At 67.8% G+C, this 21739-nt stretch carries 17 protein-coding genes; 11 read left to right on the top strand and 6 right to left on the bottom strand.

What is annotated here, in order from left to right; genetic code table 11:
- The first annotated feature begins 57 nt into the window (after positions 1-57).
- The 4 genes from ASE30_RS09195 to ASE30_RS09180 all read left to right on the top strand — a co-directional run bounded on the left by ASE30_RS09195 (position 58) and on the right by ASE30_RS09180 (position 4476).
- Positions 58-2160, top strand: a complete 2103-nt coding sequence (locus ASE30_RS09195; RefSeq protein ID WP_235515233.1) for a TonB-dependent siderophore receptor — start codon at positions 58-60, stop codon at positions 2158-2160.
- 99 nt (positions 2161-2259) lie between these two features.
- Entirely contained in the window at positions 2260-2547 is a 288-nt protein-coding gene (locus tag ASE30_RS09190; RefSeq protein ID WP_057284012.1) for a hypothetical protein, read from the top strand.
- Positions 2534-2833, top strand: a complete 300-nt coding sequence (locus ASE30_RS09185; RefSeq protein ID WP_057283983.1) for a hypothetical protein — start codon at positions 2534-2536, stop codon at positions 2831-2833. Before ASE30_RS09190 ends, ASE30_RS09185 begins: the two co-directional genes overlap by 14 nt.
- A 17-nt stretch (positions 2834-2850) precedes the next feature.
- A complete protein-coding gene (locus ASE30_RS09180) occupies positions 2851-4476 on the top strand; it encodes a PepSY domain-containing protein (protein ID WP_057283982.1) in 1626 nt (541 codons plus the stop codon).
- Positions 4477-4567: 91 nt separating this feature from the next.
- Here ASE30_RS09180 and ASE30_RS09175 read toward each other — a convergent pair whose 3' ends face one another.
- Positions 4568-9739, bottom strand: a complete 5172-nt coding sequence (locus ASE30_RS09175) for a DUF6850 family outer membrane beta-barrel protein (protein WP_057283981.1) — start codon at positions 9737-9739, stop codon at positions 4568-4570.
- 386 nt (positions 9740-10125) lie between these two features.
- A complete protein-coding gene (locus ASE30_RS09170; RefSeq protein WP_057283980.1) occupies positions 10126-10695 on the bottom strand; it encodes a hypothetical protein in 570 nt (189 codons plus the stop codon).
- A 317-nt stretch (positions 10696-11012) separates the two neighbouring features.
- On the opposite strand from ASE30_RS09170, the gene ASE30_RS09165 reads away from it, so the two are divergent.
- Entirely contained in the window at positions 11013-11849 is an 837-nt protein-coding gene (locus ASE30_RS09165) for a DUF4189 domain-containing protein (protein ID WP_057283979.1), read from the top strand.
- Between the two features lie 78 nt (positions 11850-11927).
- Here the strand turns inward: ASE30_RS09165 and ASE30_RS09160 are convergent, their stop codons facing one another.
- The 4 genes from ASE30_RS09160 to ASE30_RS09145 form a co-directional block, all read right to left on the bottom strand.
- A complete protein-coding gene (locus ASE30_RS09160; RefSeq protein ID WP_057283978.1) occupies positions 11928-12917 on the bottom strand; it encodes a tripartite tricarboxylate transporter substrate binding protein in 990 nt (329 codons plus the stop codon).
- A gap of 43 nt (positions 12918-12960) precedes the next feature.
- Complete coding sequence (locus ASE30_RS09155) at positions 12961-14001, bottom strand: hydroxyacid dehydrogenase (protein WP_057283977.1); 1041 nt, start codon at positions 13999-14001, stop codon at positions 12961-12963.
- Positions 14001-14669, bottom strand: coding sequence for an RraA family protein (locus ASE30_RS09150; protein WP_057283976.1), 669 nt, complete (start codon positions 14667-14669; stop codon positions 14001-14003). The genes ASE30_RS09155 and ASE30_RS09150 overlap by 1 nt, the downstream gene beginning before the upstream one ends.
- A gap of 131 nt (positions 14670-14800) precedes the next feature.
- Complete coding sequence (locus ASE30_RS09145; protein WP_057283975.1) at positions 14801-15700, bottom strand: LysR family transcriptional regulator; 900 nt, start codon at positions 15698-15700, stop codon at positions 14801-14803.
- A 164-nt stretch (positions 15701-15864) separates the two neighbouring features.
- Between ASE30_RS09145 and ASE30_RS09140 the strand changes: the two genes are divergently transcribed.
- From ASE30_RS09140 to ASE30_RS09115, 6 genes are all read left to right on the top strand, one after another.
- Positions 15865-17028 (top strand): alpha-hydroxy acid oxidase, encoded by a 1164-nt coding sequence (locus ASE30_RS09140; protein ID WP_057283974.1) that lies wholly within the window; start codon positions 15865-15867, stop codon positions 17026-17028.
- A 49-nt stretch (positions 17029-17077) separates the two neighbouring features.
- Positions 17078-17998, top strand: coding sequence for a hypothetical protein (locus tag ASE30_RS09135; protein WP_235515232.1), 921 nt, complete (start codon positions 17078-17080; stop codon positions 17996-17998).
- Position 17999: 1 nt separating this feature from the next.
- Complete coding sequence (locus ASE30_RS09130; protein ID WP_057283973.1) at positions 18000-18677, top strand: hypothetical protein; 678 nt, start codon at positions 18000-18002, stop codon at positions 18675-18677.
- A gap of 144 nt (positions 18678-18821) precedes the next feature.
- A complete protein-coding gene (locus tag ASE30_RS09125; protein ID WP_057283972.1) occupies positions 18822-19748 on the top strand; it encodes a TauD/TfdA family dioxygenase in 927 nt (308 codons plus the stop codon).
- On the top strand, positions 19745-20779 hold the full coding sequence (locus ASE30_RS09120; protein ID WP_057283971.1) for a tripartite tricarboxylate transporter substrate binding protein: 1035 nt from the start codon (positions 19745-19747) through the stop codon (positions 20777-20779). Before ASE30_RS09125 ends, ASE30_RS09120 begins: the two co-directional genes overlap by 4 nt.
- Before the next feature lie 94 nt (positions 20780-20873).
- A complete protein-coding gene (locus tag ASE30_RS09115; RefSeq protein WP_057284010.1) occupies positions 20874-21710 on the top strand; it encodes a transporter substrate-binding domain-containing protein in 837 nt (278 codons plus the stop codon).
- Positions 21711-21739: the final 29 nt, after the last annotated feature.

Genomic DNA, 21739 nt, shown 5'->3' with positions numbered 1-21739 from the left:
TTTTCGAGGGATGCTCGAACGCTGCGGCTTGCGCCCAGCATTTTGCTGGGCGTATTGATGCCGCTGCCGGCTGCCTGGGCGCAGGACGCGGCGACGACGACCACGCTGCAGCCGGTGACGGTCACCGCGGGATCGCTGGGCGGCAATGAACTTCCCCCGCCTTACGCGGGCGGGCAGGTGGCGGAGGGCGCCCGGCTGGGCCTGATGGGCAATCAGAGCGTGATGGACACGCCATTCAACGTCACCAGCTACACGTCCGAACTCATACAGAACCAGCAGGCGCGCACGCTTGCCGACGTGATGGCCAACGACCCGTCCGTCCGGTTCACGACGTCCAGCGGGCATGCCTACGAAAACTTCCGCATCCGCGGTTTCGATGTCAACCAGAACGACGTGGCCATCAATGGCATGTTCGGCCTGGCGCCCATGGGCCGCACGCCGGTGGAGTTCGTCGAGCGGGTCGAGGTGCTGAAAGGGCCGAATGCCTTGTTCAGCGGCATGGCGCCCAGCGGCGCGGTGGGGGGCACGGTCAATCTGGTGCCCAAGCGCGCGGGCGATGAGCCCACCGCCACCTACGGGGTGAATTGGCAGTCCGACGGGCAACTGGGCACGACGATAGACGCCGGCCGGCGCTTTGGCGCCGCCAACGAATGGGGCGCGCGCGTCAATGGATCGTTCAGCGATGGCGCCACCACGCTGGACGGCCAATCCCGGAAGCGCGAGTTCTTTTCGGCCGGGCTGGATTACCGCGGCAGCGCGCTGACAGCGTCCATTGACGCGTATCACAGCCAGGAGTCTTTCACGGGAGGCACCCCGGCCATGTTCTGGTTCGCCGGGCCGGTTGTTCCCGTGGCACCCGATCCCCGCATCAATCAGTTCAGCACGGGGTACGGCAGCATCCAAAGCAATGCCGTGGTGGGACGGGCCGAATACCGGTTCAACGACAGCGTGTCGGCGTTCGCGGGCGTGGGCAGGCGCGACAGCCACCAGTCCGGGCTGATCAACGGGACGCACGCAAGACAGATCGACGCCAACGGCAACTTCACGGGATCGATCATCGGCCAGCGCGCCTATACCGACGCGACCTCTGCCGAGGCCGGCCTGCGTTCGCGCTTCAAGACCGGCAGCGTCGGGCACGAGCTGGTGCTGCAGGCGTCCATCCTGGAACTGGAGGACGGGTCGGCCACGGGCACGGCGTCGACCTTCAGGTCGAACATCTACAACCCCATCACGCCGGTCATGCCGGCGGTGCCGGGCAGCGCGCCCAAGACCAGCGAGAACACGCTGTCCAGCCTGGCCCTGGTCGACACCATGTCGTTCCTGGATGACAGGCTGCTGCTGACCGGCGGGCTGCGCAACCAGCGCGTGAAGACCAGCAACTTCGACAAGACGGGCAAGACGACGTCGCGCTACGACGAAGACGCGGTGACGCCCGCGGTGGCCCTGGTGATCAAGCCGTGGGGGCCGGACCTGTCGTTCTACGCCAACTATGTGGAAGGGCTGAGCAAGGGCGACAGCGTCACCGACACCACCGCGACCAACTTCGGCCAGGTCTTCGCGCCGTACAAGACCAAGCAGAAGGAGCTGGGCGTGAAGTGGAACGCCGGCACTTTCACCAACACGCTGGCGCTCTTCGAGATCGACAAACCCATGCTGGTCACCGAAGGCGCGGCGGCCCGTCCGACCTACGCGGACGGCGGCGAAAAGCGCGTGCGCGGCGTGGAATGGAATACGTTCGGCGAACTCGCGCGCGGCGTGCGCGTGCTGGGCGGCGTGACCTATACGCAAGGCACGCAGGTCAAGACCTCGTTTGGCCGCTACGACGGCAATACCGCCGTCGGCGCGCCGCGCTGGCAGGTCAACACCGGGCTGGAATGGGATACCCCCTGGGTGCCCGGCCTGACCCTCAGCGGCCGCGTGCAGGCAACGTCCAGCCAGTACGCGGACTCGGCCAACAACATCGAGATCCCGGGCTGGGGCCAGCTTGACCTGGGCGCGCGCTATGCCATGCAGATCAATGGCAAGGACGTGGTGCTGCGCCTGAACGTCAACAACGTGTTCGACAAGCACTACTACGCCGGCATTTTCAGCGACACCACCCCGATCGCAACGCTGGGGCCGGCCCGCAGCGTCATGGCGTCCGCCACGATCACCTTCTGACCGACGGTTCACATTCCGTCCGCTTCATGCCGGGATAGCCGATCCAGGCGTGAGGCGGGCCGGGATGCTTCCAACTTTGAACAACACTGACGGATGTCCATGCAAGTCCTGATCCTTGGCAGCCTGATCGCCCTGTTCGCGGGCTGCTTCTGCCTGTATCGCGCTTCTCCCAACCAGCGTTGGGGCAGCGCGCCCTGGCCGGCCGAGCCGGCCCGCATCGCGGGCGCGGCGCTGCTGGCGCTGGGCGGCTGGGGCTGCCTGCACGGATTCACGGCGGTGGCGGCCGTGTTCGTGTTCTGTACGGCGCTGATGCTGTTCTTCTGCCTCATCCCGTACCTCGGCGTGCTCGTGGGGCCGCGCGGGGGAGATGCCAATGAAGCCCGCTAAGCCCGCCAAGCCCGCGCCCATCCGGCGCGACTGGGTCTCCAAGAGCCTGGCGGGTGCCTTGCTGGGGTTCGCCATTGCGCTGGGATGCAGCGCGCTGCTGGCGGCGGCGACGTCCGGCGTGCCGTTGGCCACGCGTTCGCAGCTTGCCATGTGGCTGATCCCGCCCGTGTGGCTGGGCATCCTTTCCACCGTGTATTTCTTCGGCAGCGGCTGGCGCGCCTGGGGCTGGCTGGGCGGCGTGTGCCTGGCGCTCTACGGCGGCCTGTACGCCGCCGGCGCGCTTTAAGCAGGAGGGCCGCGACCATGCGAGCCGACGTCATACGCATCTACAAATCGGTCCACACCTGGACCGGCATCCTGACCGGCATGGCGCTCTTCATCGCCTTTTACGCAGGCGCGCTGACGGTGTTCAAGGAGCCGATCGCCCGCTGGGCCTCGCCGGGGCCGGCCGTGGCGCTGGCGCCGCTGGAAACCGCGCCCCATCTGATCGCCCGGACCCTGGCGGCGCGGCCGGAGGTGGCCAAGGGATTCAGCATCCCTCTGCAGGACACCGAGAATGTTCCGGCCCGCATGGGCTGGGAAGTCCGCGACCCGCAGGCCGACGATCATGACGAGTCGTCGGTGCGGCACTACCTGGCGCGCCTGGATGCCGAGGGAGCGTTGCGGATCGAGCAGGCCGACCCCAGCGGCCTGGCCGCCTTCATCGACGTGCTGCATCGCGTGGTGGGCCTGCCCGCGGACAGCGACCCCAACCGCTGGTTCATGGGCGTGGTCGCATCGCTGTACGCCATCGCGCTGGTGTCCGGGGTCATCGTGCTGCTGCCATCGCTGGTCAAGGACTTCTTCGCGCTGCGCGTCGGCAAGAACCTCAAGCGCATGTGGCTGGACGCGCACAACGTGGTGGGCATTGTTTCGCTGCCGTTCCACATCGTCATGGCGCTCAGTTCGGTCGTCTTTGCCTTTCACGACGGGATCTACGACCTGCAGGACAGGCTGATGTACGGCGGCAAGCTGGAATCGGTGTTCCAGCGGTCCGGGGGCGCGCCGCCGGATGCCGCGCCGCGCGATCCCTCGGCCATGCTGGCGCCGGACGAACTGCTGGCGCGCGTGCGGGACCTGTCGCCTGATTTCGCGCCGTCGGCGTTGCAATACACGCAGGTGACCAGCCCGCGCGCCATGGTGCGCGTCTGGGGCAAGGATGCAGCGGCGGTGTCGCCGCGCGCGCGCGGCGGCTTCGTGGCGATCGATCCGTACACGGGCAAGGTCCCGAACAGCGATTACATGCCGGGCAGGCAGGACGCGGCCAATCTGTGGGTCAGCAGCTTCTTCGCCCTGCACATGGCGTCCTTTGGCGGCGTGGCGGTGCAGTGGCTTTACTTCCTGCTGGGGCTGGCCGGGGCCTGGCTGTTCTACAGCGGCAACCTGCTCTGGATCGAAACGCGGCGCAAGCGCGCGGACCGGCGCACCGGCGAGGCGCCGGCGCAACGGCTGGATACGCGGCTGATGGCGTCGGCGACCGTCGGCGTGTGCCTGGGATCCGTGTGCGGCATTTCATTGATGATGATCGGCGCCAAGTGGCTGAACGGCCGCGTCGGCGATCTGGACGCCTGGCTGCAGGGGCTGTATTACCTGGCGTTTTTCGCCAGCATCGCATGTGCGTTCCTGCGCGGCGGCGCGGCGGCCGGGGTGCATCTGCTTTGGCTGGCGGCGGCCGTGACGCTGGCGATTCCCGCGACATCGCTGCTGGGCGCGCTGATCCCCGCAACCGGACTGTGGGCCCACACGTCGCCCGCCACGCTGGGCGTGGATGCGACCGCGCTGGCGGCCGGCCTGGCCTTCGCCTGGATGGCCAGCGCGACCCGCCGCAGGCTGGCACGCGGGGCCCCGGATAGCGCCTGGGCCCGGCGGACGCTCGCGCCCGGGGCCTGAGCCCCGGGTTCAGAAGCGGTACGCTCGCGCCTCGGGCCCGAACCCCGGGTTCAGAACCGACACGATCGCGCCACGGGCCCGAACCCAAGGTTCAGAACCGGTAGCGCACATCCAGCGTCCCGGCGTTCTGGCGGTTGCCCTGGCCGAACTGGCCGCCGTAGATCACGCCCACCGTGGTGCGTTTGCTGACCTCGATGCCGACGCCCAGTTCGATCACCGCCGCGTCGCGCGCGATCGGCGCGCCGGTGGCCGTGAATGACTCGCTGCCCTGGACGAAGGACAGGGTGCTTGCCGGGTTCAGGTCGCCGAAGGCATGGCGCCAGCCCAGCGTGCCGTGCACATGGCCACGCGCGCCGGCGCTTTCGAAGGTGGTCAGCGCGTGCAGGCCCAGCGTGGTAGTGGTGACGCTGTTGCTGCCGCTTTCGCCGCGCAATGCCGCGTCGCCGCCCGTCTCGGAGAAACCGCGCGTGCGCAGGTCGCTGTAGTTCGCGCCGATGAAGGGTTCCAGCGTGACGCGGTCGTTCAGCGGCACCGCATAGCCAAGTTCGGTGAACACCTGGCCGGTGCTGGCGCCATAGCTGGCTTTCAGCGTCTGATCGAGTCCCGCGGCGGCCGTGCTGCGTTGAGTGTCCAGATCGTGCCAGGTATAGGCCGCGCCCAGGCTCAGGTTGATCTTGCCGGCGCCGGCCTCGAAGGCCTTGCCGCCATAGACCGTCACGCTGTAGTTGTCCGCTTCGGAACTGGACGCGCGGTCGCTGGTGCGGCTGCGGCTGTTGGTGTAGCCCACGGCGCCGCCCAGGCGCCACCCGCCGCCGATGGCCTGGTCCCCGCCGATGGTGACGCCGGCGTCCGACTGGGTCGTCTTGGCGGTGTTGCTGTCGCCGCCCAGGGTGGTCCAGTTGCCGAAGACCTGCGTCCAGAGCGGTTGCGCCGCCGAGCGGGGCAGGGCGGCGGCATCGCCGAGGCCCAATTGGGCGGTCGGCACGCCAGGCATCCAGCCCGCATTGAGATTGGCGCGCAGCCGCGTCATGGGCGCCTGGGTGAAGGTGTTGGATACGCTTTGGAGGCCGGACACGGCGCTGGCGTGGGACTCGCCGGACAGCGCGTTGAAGGCCGCGGCCGGCGCGTCGTTGGGCAGGTTAAGCACGTGCCGGTAGAGCGCGCTGTTGGTGGGCAGGCTTTGCAGCGCCCGGGCGACGGCGCGCTGGTTGCCGGTGTAGGCCGCGTCGGCGAATTCGATGGGCCGCGTGCCGCCGCCATTGCCATTGTCGACGTCTTTCAGGTTGACCACCAGGTCGACCTTATTGGTGCCGTAGGACAGCGAGGGCGTCAGGAACGCGAGATTGCTGGAGACGGCGTCGAAACGCCCTTGCACGCCATTGTCCGCCGTCAGGATGCCGTACGTGGTCGAGGGGGCGTAATTGCCGTTCTGACCCAGTTGTACGACGGTGCCGGCCAGATTGGCCGTGCCGGCGACGTGCACGCTGCTGTGCTGGCCGTCCGCGGCGGTCGCGACGCGGTAGATGGCGCCCGGCTTGAAGTTCAGGTCGCCCAGCAGGCGCATCTGGCCAAAGGGCGAGGCCGCATTGCCCGGCGCCAGCGTGGCGCCCGCAGCGATGGTCGCGCTATTCAGCGTGCCGGTGCCGGTCAGCGTCGTGCCGGCCTCGGCCAGAACCTGGCCGCCGAGCTGGCCGTCCACCTGCAGCGTGCCGCCCGACAGTTGCATAGCGCCGGTGTAGGCGCTGCTGTCGCCCGTGAATGCCAGCGAGCCCGCGCCCAGCTTGGTCGTCGCGCCCGCGCCTGTAAGGGCGCCAGCGTAGTTGGCATCGTCCGAGCGGTTGAAGACGAGACTGGTGTTGTTGACGATGTTGCCCGAGATGGCGCCCGATGTTCCGCCGTCGCCGACCTGCAGCGTGCCGGAATCAATGGTCGTGACGCCGGTAAACGTGCTCTGGCCAGTCAGCACCAGCGTGCCCGTGCCGGACTGGCGCAATGCGCCCGCGCCGCTCACGTCGCCGCCGAAGACCACGCGGTCGCTGCGCTTGAAGGCCAGCGTGCCGCCGCTGTCGATGGCGACGTTGCCGGCGATGCTGCCGGAAAGGGCGCCATCGCCCACCTGCAGCGTGCCGGCCCGGACGGCGGTGCCCCCCGCGTAAGTGTTGCTGCCGGTCAGCACGAGCGTGCCCGTGCCCAGCTTGGCCAGGCTGCCGCCGCCGGACAGCGACTGCGCGACGGTGAAGGTGTTGCCGGCATCTGCGATGTCGAATCCGCCGCCGGCGGTGCCCAGGCTGATGCTCCGCGCGGTACTCTGGAAGCCCGTGCCGGTCACCCGCAGCGTGCCGCCCTGGAAGTCCAGCGCGGCAAGAGGAGTTCCCAGGCTGGCGTCGCTGGATACGGACAGCGTGCCCGCGCTCAGGCGTGTGGCCTGGGTGTGGACATTCGCGCCCGTCAGCACCAGCGTGCCCAGCCCCGTCTTATTGATGCCCGCGCCCGTAAGCACGTTGTCGATGGTCGCGGTCCACGATGCGGAGGCCAGGCTGCCGTCGCCCACGCGCACTTCGCCCAGCAAGCCCGGCGTGGTTCCCGCCACTTCCAGCGGGTCGCCCGTCAGATGGTAGCCGTCGCTGGCGAATTGGATGCCTTTGGCCGTGATCGCGCCCGCGGTCGCGTCCACGTCGACCGTGCCGGCGGCGCCGCCGAAGAGGGCGAAAGCATCGGCGGGCTGGCGCGACGCCGTCAGGCTGCCCGTGGCATCGGTCCAGTTGGCGTTGGTGCGCGACCAAGTGCCTGACCCGCCGCCCAGCTGGGTCGGGGTGGCGAGGCCGTTAGCGTTCCAGATATTGAGTTCCAGGCTTGCCGTATTGATCAGGTTGACCTGTTTGGACAGGGACAAGACCTGGATTGTCTGGCCCATGGCGGGCACGATGCCGCCGTTCAAAAGGGACAGCGTTCCCGTGTAGTCGAACAGCCGGTACAAGCCCACCCCGTAGCCGCCCGCGTCGGCGCTGTTCAATACCGCGCCGCTCAAAATGACGTTGCCGTTGACCGTCACGCTATGGCCCGCCCCGGCGGTATTGCCAGCCCCGGGCGTGCCGAAAGCAAAGTCGGCCCGGCTGTTCTGCTCCATGGTCAGGTTGCCGTTGATGGTGAATACGCCGCCGGGATCGCCTGGAGCAAGGCTGCCGTCCGCCTGGATGGTGACATTGCCGTTGACTTGGCCAAAGCCGCCCAGCGACGCCGTGCTGCCCACGATGATCTCGCTGCTGCTGACGCTGGCCGCCGAATGGGAGGCGTCGCCCCCGATGCGCAACGCGCCCGCCGCTACCAGGGTGATGCCGGTATAGGTATTGGCGCCATTGAGCGTCAGCGTGCCGGCGCCGGACTTGCTGATGCCGCCCGTGCCTGCGACCACACCCGCATAGGTGCCGCTGCCGACGCCCAGAACACGGTTGCTGAGTTCGACCCTACCGCCGCTGCCGCTCAGCGATCCCAGCGCCATGGCCGGGGCTGCGGACACGTCGAACGTGCCGCCGGTATTGACGGTGACCGCCGAGTTCGCCGCCAGGCTGCCGGTCGAGCCCAGGGCCAGCGTGCCGCCGTTGACCGTGAGGCCGCCCGTGAACGTGTTGGCGCCGTTCAGGATCTGCGTTTCGGCACCCGCCTTGACAAGGCCACCCACCCCGGAAATGACGCCGGAATAGGTGCCGGCCGTGGTGCCGTTCAAGGTCAGCGGATTCACGCCCAATCGAACGTTGCCGCCCGTGCCACCCAGCGCGCGCAGCGTCTGGCTGCTGGCAGCCGTCAGGTCCAGCGTGGCGCCGGATGCCACGCTCACCAGGCTCACCGGCAGGCTGCCCGCCGCCCCGAGCGCGAGGGTGCCCGCCGAGACGTTGGTGGCGCCGGCATAGATGTTGACGCCGGTCAGGGTCACGGTGCCCGTTCCGTTCAGCGTCAGGCCGCCCGTACCGGACATCGTGCCGGCAAGCGTGACGGGGCTGTTGCCCGTCACCGTGAGGCCTCCGGCGCCGAGCACCCACGCGTTGCTGAGCGTCATGCCGCTGGCCACGGAGAGGGCGCCGCCATTGGCTTTGATCTGCCCCGTGCCGATCACGGCGCTGTTGCCCAGGTTCACCAGGCCGCCATTCAACTCGACAGTGCCGTTATTGGCCACCCGGGCGCCCGTCAGGTCCCACGTGCCGCTGTTGATGCGCAGGTTCTGGAAGTTGATGTAGGTATCGCCCGAGACTGCGGTGCTCGTGCCGCTGGTGCCGCTGCCCGTGCCCTGCGAGGGCAGGACATTCTGCAGCACCAGCGTGTTGTTGCCGCCCAGGCCGCCGTCCACCTTCCCGGGCGGGGCAAAGCTTATCCTCGGCATTCCAGTGACTTCCAGGTCCTGCGTCGCGTAATGGTTGCCCGCGCGGAACAGGGACCCGGACACGGCGGTAAAGGTGTTATCGCCGCCTTTGCCCAGGGAAACGCCGCCCGTGATGGTTCCCGCATTGACGAAACTGTGTCCCGTCCCGGCCGTGCCCGAGGCCTCGAACGCGATACGGCCGGTGATCAGGCCGCCGGCTTCATTGACGAACTCCGCGCGGCCGCCGCCTGTCACGGCGATAACGGGAATGTCCGGCTGCTGGACCGAGACGTCCGCGATCGGCTGGCTCATGATCGTGCCTGCATTGGTCAGAAGGCTGACTCCCCCGGTTCCGTTCTGTACGGCCAGGGCCATGCCTTGCAGGTTGGGCAGGATGCCACCGGAACCCGTGGTTCCGCCCAGCCGGCCCGTTGCCGTGTTGACGAAGGAAATGCTCTGGGAGGCGGCATTGCCGATGTGCGCGCCGCCCGAAACATAAGTGGGGACGCCGCCCGCGCCGGCGTCGATGATGCCGCTATTGGTAAGCTGCACATTGCTGCCGTCAAGGGACATCGCCCAGCCCGGACCGTTCTCCGGCGCCCCTACGATAGCGTTCTGTTCCACCCGGACGAGGAGATCGTCGGCGGGATTGGAATAGTCAGGCTGAAGCGGGTCCAGCCCTCCGGTGCATGTCACCAGCACGCCCGTCTGGGTGCATGCGGCATGAACCGCCGAACTCAGCACCGACAGGCCGATCGTCAGCGCCAGGCAGAGCGCCTGGCGAGGCGCTTTCGCGGCCGCGCCGCCTGGCGCGCTTGAGCGTCCGCCCCGCGATTGCGAGGCCAATTCCGACGCGGCCTGCCAGACGCGCAGTTTGCGGTTCCATACCAGGCGATAGACATGATTCAAGACGAACTCCTCTCGGGGGCGGCCGCGCCGGGCATTCCTGGAATGGACCCGGCCGCGCCAGCGGCTCGCTCAGCGCCGACCGCCATGAGTAGCGGGTCGGGGAGAGCCGGTGTGTATTGATTGGTGAGACGTGACTCGGCGTGAGTAACCGAACGCCCGGAAAAGTTCAGGCGCCGGAACCCGCAGTCAGCCCGGGTAGTGGGCGGATGTGGGTCGAATTGCGGGCCAATCGAAGAAATTGGCGTGCAAAGACTCCGTGTTGGCACGCGTAAGCGGCGTTTTGTTTTCCATTGATTTTGCGCCGCGAGCCAAACCGCCATCGCGTCTGGATGACGGTATCCGCATCGAGAAAGCCGGAAGAAGGCGCCCGCGCGGCGCCCCGTTCTTCACTTCACGACGTAGTTCTTGGCCTCGGCTTCGCCCGCCCATTTACGCAGGGCGCCGATGAATTCAGGACACACATTGCCGTCGACGCTGGTGTCGACGATGACGCTGTCCTGCATGCGCATCAGCACCTTGCACTCGTAGACCCTGCTGCGGTTGGCGTAGTGGCCGGTGGTGTTCGTCTGGAACACCGGGGTGGCGGCCGTGGTGTTGGTGGCGGCGATCATGCCCACGACCTGCTGGCTGCTGCCGTCGACCACCCATTCCGTGTAGGGGGCGCTCTGGAAGTCCGACCATTCCAGCTCCATCGTGTTGCCGATGGGGCGCTTCTTGGACGGTTCGCCCAACGCCGCGATGGCGTCGTTGATGGAGCGGCCTTCCATGTTCTTGGCCACGTTCACGCTGGGGGAAAACGACAGGCCAGACTTGAATAGCTGGCCCAGCGACGGCATGGTGGAACTGCCGCCAGTGGGCATGGGCGCGCAGCCGGCCAGGCCGGCGGTGACAAGGATCAGGCAAGCCGGGCGCAGGAATGGCTTGAAAAGGCGGGGTTTTTGCTGTGGCGACTGCATTGCGCGATCCATGCTCCGTGGCGGGCCGGACCGGGGCAGCCCGTGAAGGGCAAGCCTGAAGATCCGAACGCTATTGTGTCTTTTCGTGACGGTAGAGTTGCGGGATGTGAGGGGATGTTCTGGCTACACCGCGCTTCCCGCTTACGTCATGCTTAAGAAAGTCCGACATTTTTACCGGAAATCGGGGCCAGCTTGCATCTGCGGCTTGTGAAATTTGTTACTCAATATGCCTGGGCGGTCTGGGCATAGAGGGACAGAGCCGGGACGCGGTTTGCTAAGATCGTCCCCGCTAAATCCACTCGATCCGGTAACCGACGATGATGCCTGCCCGTTTTCTTCCCCTGATTCGCGCCGCATTTGCCGCGCTGGCCCTGATGTCCGGGCTGACGGCTCCGGCTGCGCATGCCGCCGAACAACTCTTTGGGGGCATCGCCACCGACGGCAAGCATTCAAAGATCTATTGGGCGTTGCCCGAGACCGATGGAAAAGAAGCCGAGGCCGCGGCCGTGGCCGAATGCCGCAAAGCCGGCGGCAAGGATTGCAAGAAGCTGAGCTGGTTCTCCGACAGTTGCATGGTCTATGCGCGCAACTCGGTGCAGGATCTGTTCCCGGGCAACAGCGTGTCGCCCGAGATGGCGGCCAAGAAGGCCATCCGCCGCTGCACGGCCGCCAGCCCCGACGGCAAATGCCGCCTGACCACCATGCCGCTGTGCGTGGGCCCGGGCTACAGCGCCGCGGACATGCAGGCGCCGGCGCGCGCCAAGCCCGCCGAACTGGAAGCCCTGTCCGCCAAGCTGAACCAGCGCGAGTACTGGGGCGCCATCGCCGAAAAGGACACGGGCGACCTGGTGTATTCGGACGGCTATCCCAACGAAAAAGACGCGCTGTCGCAACTGCTGGAATGGGACGACTGCAAGGGCTGCAAGAAGGTCCTGACCTACACCGACAGTTGCGTCGGCCTGGCCTGGGCCAAGGGCACGAAGGGCCGCGGCACCAGCTTCACGGCGCTCAACCCCGACCCGAAGACGGCACGCGACGAATCCCGCGCCGCCTGCACAGCCAAGACCGGCAATCCGGCCTGCGTGGCCATGGTGCGCTGCTCGGGCCGTGCCTACATGGATGGCTATGCGGGCGAGGACGAAAAGCCGAACTAGGATCGCGCAACGGTCGCCAGCAAAAACGGGCCCTCGGGCCCGTTTTTGCGTTACTGGTCCAGCCTTGCTGGTCCAGTCTTATTTGTCCAGCCAGGGCGCGTCTTTCCACAACTGCTGGAATTCCTTTTCGCCGGCCGCCAGCTCCTTGGCGTAGTCCGCCGGCGGCAGGTAGCGCAGCGGCGCGAACATCTCCTTGGCCTTGGCCTGGAACGCCGGATCGTCCACCGTGCGCTTCACGGCGTCCACCAGCTTCACGCGCACGTCGTCCGGCAGCCCCTTGGGCGCGGCCAGGCCGCGCAGCGACGCCAGTTCAAAGTCGAATCCCTGTTCCTTGAACGTGGGCACGTCCGGCAGCGACGCCGAGCGCGTCTTGCCCATCTGACCCAGGAAGCGCAGCGGCGTGCCGCCTTTCTGGTACTGCAGCGCTTCGCCCACGTTGATGGCGCCGATGGTGATCTCGCCACCCGCGAGCGCGCCGCGGACCTCGCCCGCGCCCTTGTACGGGATGTGGCTGAGCTTGGTGCCCGACGCCCGCTCGAAACGCAGCATGGCCAGGTGGTCGTCGGATCCGGTGCCGGTGGTGCCCACGGTGACCTTGCCGGGGTTCTGCTTGGCGTAGGCGGACAGGTCGGCCAGGGTTTTCAGCTTGTTGTCGTTCAGCACGGTGAACGCGCCGGGATCGTCGATCAGGTTGCCCAGCAGGTCGTAGCTCTGCCACGTGAAGTTGGACTTGCGTTCGATGGGGATGGTCAGCAGGTTGGGGGTGTTGATGAAGCCGATGGTGTAGCCGTCGGGTTGCGCGCGGGCCAGCTCGGTGAAGCCGATGGCGCCGCCCGCGCCAGGACGGTTCAGCACCACGATGCGCGCGTCGCCGCCCAGGTATTTCTGCAGGAAGGGCGCCATCATCCGGGCCACCAGGTCGGTGCCGCCGCCGGGTCCGTAGGACACGATCAGGTTGATGGGGCGTTCCGGATAGCCGGCCGCCTGGGCGGCGCCGCCGTAAAGCGCGGCGCCGGTCAGCAGGACGGCCAGGGTGCGCAGCGTGCGGCGCTTGAATTGTTGTTGCATGGGTTGTCTCCGTTGGGGGGATCGGCGGCTTGGTGCCGCGCTGTTATTTCAGGGTGGCGATGCGTGCGGCGGCGACAGGCCAGACCTCGGGGTTGACGAGCTGCGGCGGCCGTTCGCCGCGCAGCATCGCGATCAGTTGCGTGGCCGACGAGCGGGCGACATTGCGCCGCGCTTCATGGGTGACGCCCGCCGTGTGAAACGTGGCGACCACATTGGCCAGGCCCAGCAGCGGGGCATCGCGCGGGGGCGGCTCCTGTTGCCAGACGTCCAGGCCGGCGCCGCGCAGATGACCGCCGCGCAAAGCCTCGTACAGCGCGGCTTCGTCATGGATGCCGCCGCGCGCGGTCGAAATGAATACCGCGCCCGGCTTCATGGCCGCAAAGGCGCGCGCGCCGAACAGGCCGCGCGTGGAGGCGTCCAGCGGGCAATGCAGCGACACGACATCGGATTGCGCCAGCAGCTCGTCGAGCGTCACGGGTTCCGCCCCGCGGGCGCGGATGGCCTCGGCGTCCAGCAGCGGGTCATGCGCGATGACGCGCAGGCCGAAGCCTTGCGCGATGCGGGCGACGCGCGTGCCGATCTGGCCGATGCCCACCAGCCCGATGACGCCGCCATGGATCTCATGGCCCATCAGGTCTTCGCGGGTGAATCCCGTGTCGTGGCGCAGGCGGTTGTGCGATTCGACCACGCGGCGCTGCACGGCCAGCAGCAGCGCATAGGTATGTTCCGCCACCGACGCGGCATTGCCGCCGGCCTGGTTCACGACCGCGATGCCGGCCGCCGTGCAGGCGGCCACGTCGACCGTGTCGTAGCCCGCGCCGCCGGACGACACGCACACCAGCTCCGGGCATTGCGCAATCAGGTCGGCGTTCACGAACCACTGGCGGGGAAGCTCGTCCTTGGCGGCGGACACGTGATAGGCGTGCGCCGTTTTCAGGCCGGCAAGCGTGCGGGCGTCGTCGCCGCGCGCGGGCAGCACCGACAGCGCGATGCCGGGCGCAGCGCCGATCATCTCGTCGAACACGGGGTTCAGCCACAGGTCCAGCCGGCACAGCCTGGCCGTTGTGTCCTTCTCCTGCGCCATCACAGCACCCCCTTGGCCTTGAGCGCGGCGTCGACCCAGGCGCGGTCCAGCGTGCCGCGCTCGATCTCCTGCAACACCTTCGCCTCGGATTCGGCGATGGCGCGCACGCGGGCCGCGATGCCCGGCGCTTCGTCCGGGCGGATGGCCAACAGGCCGTCGGCGTCGCCCACCAGCAGATCGCCGGGCAGCACGACCATGCCGTCCACGGTCACGGGCACATTGATGGCGCCGGGGCCGTCCTTGTAGGGGCCGCGGTGCGCGACGCCACGCGCGTACACGGGGAAGTCGCCTGCGGCCAGCGTTTCGCTGTCGCGGATGGCGCCGTCGATCACGAACCCGGCCAGTCCGCGCTTGGCGGCCCAGCCGACCATGATCTCGCCGATGATGGCATTGCTCATGTCGCCGCCCGCGTCCACGACGATGACGTCGCCGGGCTGGGCGGCGTCGATGGCCTTGTGCACCATCAGGTTGTCGCCGGGGCGGGTGCGCACCGTGTAGGCGCGTCCCAGGATGCGGCGGGTGCGGTGCATGGGGCGCAGCGCGGACGTGCCGGTGGTCCGGCTCATCGCGTCGCTGATATTGGCCACGGCCAGGTTGCGGTAGGCGTCGAGGGTGGCGCGGTCGGGACCGGCGGGGCAGTCCTGCAGGGTGAAACCAGAATCCGGCATGTGCTTCGTCTCCGTGGGTGTGCTTTGGAGGCGACTCTACCCGTGGCTAAATTGGAGATAAAGCGAATAATTTTCGGTCGGATAAATCGCTTTTGAGAAACTGTGTGGGGGGCCGCCGCTGCTTGCCGGCGTCAGACCAGGAAGGTCGGCGCGTGGAAGTCCAGGCAGTCTTCGGCCAGCGCGCGCAGGCTGTCCAGCATGGGCCGGGTATCGTCGCGGCGCCATTGGAAGGTGTAGGGCAGGGGGCGCAGCGGCGCAAAGCCCGGCAGCGGCTGCACGTCGCCGCGCGCGATCAGGATGCGGGCCCACGCGCTTGGCAGAAACCCCAGGCCCAGGCCCAGCCGGAGCATGCCGGCGATCCCGCCCCAGCTATTGCAACACTGGTTGCGGCCGGGTGACACATGCTGTTCGGTCAGCCAGTCGTCCAGGATGCGGATCGCGCCCGAGCTTTGCGGCAAGGTGATGAGCGTCAGGCCCGGCAGGTCGGCCGGCGTGAGCGTGGCCGGGTCGCCCACGGCGCGGGCCGACGCCACCCATTCGAATTCCGCACTGCCGATCAGGCGCGACGCGATGGACGCGCGCGACGACGGGCCGGCGATCACCGCGAAGTCCAGCTCGCCTTCCTCCAGGCCGCGTTCCACCAGTTCGCCCACCCCCACGAAGGGATCGACCAGCAGGTTCGGGTGGGCCTGCTGGATGGTTTCGATCAGGCGCGGCATCCAGGTCAGGGACGTGAGCTCGCCCGCGCCGAAGCGGCAGCGGCCGGAAAAAGTAAGGTTGTTGCTGGCCTGCTGCATGAACTGGTCGGCATTGCGCAGCAGGTCCTTGGCGTGCGGCACCAGCTGCTCGCCCAGCGCCGTCAGCGTGGCGCTGCGGGCGCTGCGGCTGAACAGGTCGGCGCCGATGGAGGCCTCCAGTTCGCCGATGCGCTTGGACAGCGATGACACCGAGATATTCAGCCGGTTCGCCGCGATGGCGAAATTCCTGCAGGTGGCGGCCCAGTAAAAGGCTTCGAGTTGCTTGAGGGTCATGGCGGAAGGCGGCAGAGATCGAATCAGGTTCAGGGCGAATAAAAGTGTAATGACCGAGGTCGATAAAGTCACTTTATTCAAACAGGCGCCGCGCCTATAGTCATCGGTCACCGACGACAACAGGGCGGGGGCCCCGCCGTGGGCCGAACGCCAGGAGCACCAGCATGTCCGACCCTCTGCGCCACCTGCTCAGCCTGCACGATTTCGAAGCGGCCGCCAGGAAGCGCCTGCCCAAGCCGATCTACGCCTACATATCCGGCGCGGTGGAAGACGGCGAGTCCGAACGCGGCAACCGCCATGCCTTCGCCGCGTACGGCTTCCGGCCCAAGGTGCTGGTGGACGTGTCGGGCCGCAGCACCCGGATCACGGTGCTGGGGCGCGACTACGCGGCGCCCGTGGGCGTGGCGCCCATGGGCATCTCGGCGCTGTCGGCCTATCGCGGCGATATCGTGTTGGCGCGCGCGGCCCACGAGGCCGGCGTGCCCTGCATCATGAGCGGATCGTCCCTGATCCGCCTGGAGGCCGTGATGGAGGCCGCGCCCGGCACCTGGTTCCAGGCCTATCTGCCGGGCGACGACGCGCAGATCGGCGCGCTGATCGACCGCGTGGCCGCGGCCGGCGTGTCGACACTGGTGCTGACGGTGGACACGCCGGTGGCCGCCAACCGCGAGAACAATGTGCGCGCGGGTTTTTCCACGCCGCTGCGCCCCAGCCCGGCGCTGGCCTGGCAGGGGCTGACGCATCCGCGCTGGCTGTTCGGCACCTTTCTGCGCACGCTGGCGCGCCACGGCATGCCGCACTTCGAGAACAACTACGCGACGCGCGGCGCGCCCATTCTTTCCGCCAGCGTGCTGCGGGACTTCTCCGATCGCGGCCATCTGAACTGGCAGCATGTGGCGGCCATTCGCCGCCGATGGAAAGGGCAGATGGTGATCAAGGGCATTCTGCATCCGGACGATGCACGCACCGCGCGCGCCCAAGGCATGGACGCCGTCATCGTTTCCAACCACGGCGGCCGGCAGCTGGACGGCAGCATCTCGCCGCTGCAGGCCTTGCCCGCCATCATGGACGCCGCGGGCGGCATGGAAGTGATGCTCGACAGCGGCGTGCGGCGCGGGTCGGATGTGCTGAAGGCAATGGCGCTGGGCGCGCGCTGCGTGTTTGTCGGCCGGCCTTTCAACTATGCGGCGGCCGTGGCCGGGCAGCGGGGCGTGGCGCATGCCGTCGCGCTGATCGTCGAAGAGGTCCGGCGCAACATGGGCCTGCTGGGCGTGGTGGAGCTCAGCGAGCTCGATGCGGACTGCCTGCTGCGCGTATCCGACGTCTAGGGCATGGCGGCAGGCCTAGGCAGCCGATGGCTTAGAATGCGCGGTCTTCATGTACGCGGCATCGTCCGCCATCCTCGTCTTGCGATTCCTGCCGCACACCTTCTTCCCCTGCGGGCAAGCCGCGCTGGCATGCGCCGGCACCGCACTGGCCTTGACGTTGCTGATGCCCGGCGTCGCCGCGGCGCAACCCGCCCAACCCGCCCAACCCGCGCCAGCCTTGGCCGGCGGCAAAGTCAGCGTGAGCCTCGGCGCGTTCGAGATCGTGGGCGATGCAGGTTCCCGCCTGCGCCAGATCAAATACCGCGGCCAGACCTACCGGCCCCTGAACGCGTACGAGTTCGTCGACGTCAAGGCGCTGGGCCCGACGATCGGCGGCCAGCCCGTGCTGCTGGCGGTCTCGAACGATTTCATGGGCGTGGGCACGATACTGATCGCGGTGCAGAACGACACGCCGCTGGCCCGGGTGCTGAGCCCCACCGTGGATACGCGGGACCCGGATCTGGGCCTGGCGCAGCCGGGGCGGCAGGACCTGCTGCTGTTCATCGCCGGCTCGCGGGCGCTGGCGACGTCCACGGGGCAGGTGCTTTGGTTCGAGCATCGGCTGCCCCAGGAATACCTGCCCTCGGAACCCACGCTGGTGTCGGTGTCGCCGGACAATCGTAGCGGCGCCTTGCTGCTGGACAACGAGATCCGGCTGAGCGCGGCGGACAACGGGCCCTATGCGCGCGTACCGTTCACCCGGGCGATGCAAGGCACAGCCTTCCAGCCGTTGTGGGACCAGAGTTCAACGATGGCCAAAGCGGCGCTCGATGCAGGCAAGCGCATCGACCAGCGCCGGCTCTACAACAATTTGAAGGCCGAATGGATCAATCGGAATTTTCGCTGGCAGGAAGGCAAGGACGGCTGGCTATTCAACGGCCAGGGCCTGAAGTCCGCGCCGCTGGCCGTCCCGGCCAGGAAGGAACCGTGACATGACGCGGACGCCGGCTTTCCTCCTTGCACGCCTCTTTCCTCTTGCCTTCGCCGCATTGCTGGCGGGTTGCGCCGGCCGCGCGGACGTCTACGAAAAACACCTCCGCAGCGAAGACGCGAATCCGGCGGATGCCGTTCTGACGCTGGATGTGGCGTTTGCGCGGGCGCCCGACCACGATCCGAAGTCGATGGTCTACGGCAGCGCCACGCCGCGTGTCGAATTCTCGGGCTACCCCAGCATCGACGTGCCGTTCTACCAGAAGGGCCTGGGTTTCGAACTGGGCGTGCTGGGTGATCCACGGGCGCTGCTGGCCTTGCCGTATCCGTCGCCCAAGACCGATTCGTCCACCGCCAAGCTCAAGATCTTCGGCCAGCGCCTGGACGCGCGGCACTATCGCTTTCTGGTCCTGCCCAGGCCCGGATGGAATAGCCTGGACAGCTTCCAGGTGGCGTTTGCCATCAATGGCCGGCGCGAGGGCATGACGTTCGCCTACAGCACCAAGGCGGTGTGCGACAGCAGCTTCGACGTGACGACGCCCACCTATGGGTTCGCGATGTCGGTGTCCGCGAGTTTCCCCGGCGGCAAGCCGGGCTGCCTGAAAGCGTGCGACGCGCGGCCGGGCTACCCCGGACATTGCGCGTTCTTCACGGGATTCACCACGGTGCCCGGCTTGTAGCGGCAGTCGGTGGCAGGCCCGGCGCATGCGCGTTTCCGGTGGCAACGCGCGCGCAGCCGGCTATTTTCACATTGCGTATCGGTATTTGTTGGGCTTGCGCGCCGCACCTATTCTGTTTTTACACAACAGCGATAGGAGCAGCACATGACCACACTCGAACGCACGCGCCTGGACATCCGGCCGCTTTCCGTCTTCACCGGCGCGGAGATCCACGGCGTGGATCTGACGCAGGCCCTGACCGCCTCGGAGGTCGATCAGATCAAGGCCGCGCTGCTGCGCTGGAAGGTCGTGTTCTTTCGCGACCAGCACATCGACCACGTCCAGCATCTGGCATTCGCGCAGCATTTCGGCAGGCCGACTTCGGCGCATCCGTATGACGCCAACCCGCCCGAAGGCTATCCGCAGATCCGCACCATTTCGTCCAAGTCCACCACCGGCCGCCGTGGCGAGCGCTGGCACACCGACGTGACCGGCGTGGTCAATCCGCCCGCCGGGTCCATCCTGCGCGCCGGCCGCCAGGTGCCCGCTTATGGCGGCGACACCGTGTTCACCAACCTGGTGGCGGCCTACGAGCACCTGTCTCCGGCGGTGCGCGCGTTGGCCGACATGCTGTGGGCGCGGCACCAGTTCGGCGGCTACAACGGCGACTTCGACAATCAGACCGTCTATGCGCAGCGCGTGCAGGCCAGTCCGCTGGTGTCCGAACATCCCGTGGTGCGGGTGATCCCAGAGACCGGCGAGCGTGCCTTGTTCGTCAACCCCGGCTTCACGCGCCGCATCAAGGACGTGAACGAGGAGGAAAGCCGCCATCTGCTCAACCTGTTCTTCGAGGAGATCACGCGGCCGGAATACACCGCGCGCTTTCGCTGGCAGCCCGGCAGCATCGCCTTCTGGGACAACCGGGCAACGGCGCACCAGGGGCCGGGCGACTTCGCGTATCTGGACGATGAGCGGGTGCTGTACCGCATCACGCTGGAGGGCGATGTGCCCGTCGGCGTGGATGGCCGGCATTCGAACGCCGTGCTGGGCAAGCCCTTCGGCGCCTTTGGCGTGGCCGGAGCAGCGGCATGAGCATTGGCACGAGCATCAAGCGCAAATCCGCCATCCGCGCCAGCCTGGGAGTGATCGCGGGCGTGGTACTGGGGGCGGGACTATTGAGCAACTTCGCGGGCTCGGCGCCCGTGCCCGGCGAAGACGCCAACCGGTATCCGAACCGGCCTGTCAAGATCGTCGTGCCCGTGTCGGCGGGCGGCAGCGCCGACAAGCTGGCGCGCACCGTGGCGCAGAAGCTCGGCGACAAATGGCGGCAAAGCGTGGTGGTCGAAAACCAGCCCGGCGCCAGCAGCGCCATCGGTAATGCCGCCGTGGCGCATGCGCGCGGCGACGGCTACACCTTGCTGCTGGGCGGCGACTCGCTGTCGCTCAATGCCTTGCAGCCCGGCAAGCTCTCCTATGACCCGACGCGGGACCTGCGGGGCGTAACCAAGGCGGTCGTCAATCCGCAACTGCTGGTGGTGCGGCCCGGCCTGGGCATCAAGACCTTCCAGGAGTTCGTGGCGCTGGTCAGGCAGCGGCCCGGCGAGATCTCGATGGCCTTGCCCGGCGGCACCGGCAGCCTGCAGCACCTGGCGGTGGAACTGCTGAACGAACGCATCGGCGCCAAGACCAACCAGATACCGTATCCAGGCGGCGGGCCCGCCACGCTGGACGTGCTGGGCGGCCATGTGGATGCCATGCTGATCACCCTGGCCGCCGCGACCGAGAACGTGCGCAACGGCAAGCTGGTCGCGCTGGCCGTCACCACGCCGTACCGCTCCAAGGCCTTGCCGGACGTGCCGACCATCCAGGAGGCCGGCCTGCCGGATTATGTGGTGGAAAGCTGGCAGGGTTTCTCGGTGCCCGCATCCACGCCCAGCGCCATCGTGGACCGCATCAACCGCGACGTGGTGGCGGTGCTGCGCGAGCCCGAGACAGCCGCCTTGCTGGAGAACCTGGGCTTCACCATCGCCGCCACGCCGCCCGAGGCCGTGGACCAGACGGTGCGCGACGACATCGCCACCTACCGGAAGGTCATCGCGTCGGCGGACGTGAAGCTGAAGTAGCGGCGCCCCGCATATTCATATCTGAAAGTCTTCTTTGTCTTGCCGCCGCGCGGCACGCAGTATGGCTTTCCGTTCAACGCTCATCAATCACGATATGGCTATCCGCAACACACCGGGTTTGGCCCGGACCGCAATCACCCTGGCGCTGGCGCTTGCCGCCGGCGCAGCCCAGGCCGACGCAACGCTGGACAAGGTCAAGGAGCGCGGCACCATCACCATCGGCGTGCTGGTCAACGGCGGCGTGTTCGGTTCGCTGGACCCTGCCACCCAGCAACTGGTGGGCTGGAACCCCGAACTGGCGCGTGAACTGGCCAAGGGCCTGGGCGTGAAGGCCGAGCTGGTGCAGGTGCAGACCGCCACCCGCACGCAGTTCCTGATCTCGGGCAAGGTGGACCTGCTGATCGCGTCCATGGAATTGAACCCCGAGCGCGCCGAGATCCTGGGCTATGCGCCCACGCCGTTCTTCCGCGTGGGCGGCGCCGCCGCCACGCTGAAGACCAGCGGCATCGCCAAGTGGGAAGACCTGCGCGGCAAGCCCGTATGCGTGTCCCAGGGCAGCAGCTTCGCGCGCCCGCTGTCGGCCGATTACGGGGCCGTGGTCAAGGGCTTCAAGAGCTCTTCGGACTCCTTGCTGGCGCTGCGCGGCGGCCAATGCGTGGCGGCCGTGCATGACGCCACGCTGATCCATCCTCTGTTGCGCAACAACCCGGAATGGGCCGGCTACCACGCGCCCATTGCCGCCGAGGTGCTGCCCGCCAACTCCGTCGTCTGGACCCGCAAGGGCGAGTCCGACACCATCGCCGCCGTGGACAAGGTGGTGCGGGACTGGCATCGCACCGGATGGCTGATCGCCACCGAGAAGCGCCTGGGCATCGAGCCGCCGCAGCCGCTGCTGCAGGAACTGAATGCCAGGTACAAGCAGGGCGGCTGAGCGCTCGCCCACCTAGACGGATAGACAAC

The sequence above is a fragment of the Achromobacter sp. Root83 genome, assembly GCF_001428845.1.
Classification (GTDB): Bacteria; Pseudomonadota; Gammaproteobacteria; order Burkholderiales; family Burkholderiaceae_B; genus Achromobacter.
This window is presented reverse-complemented; position numbering and strand designations above follow the sequence as displayed.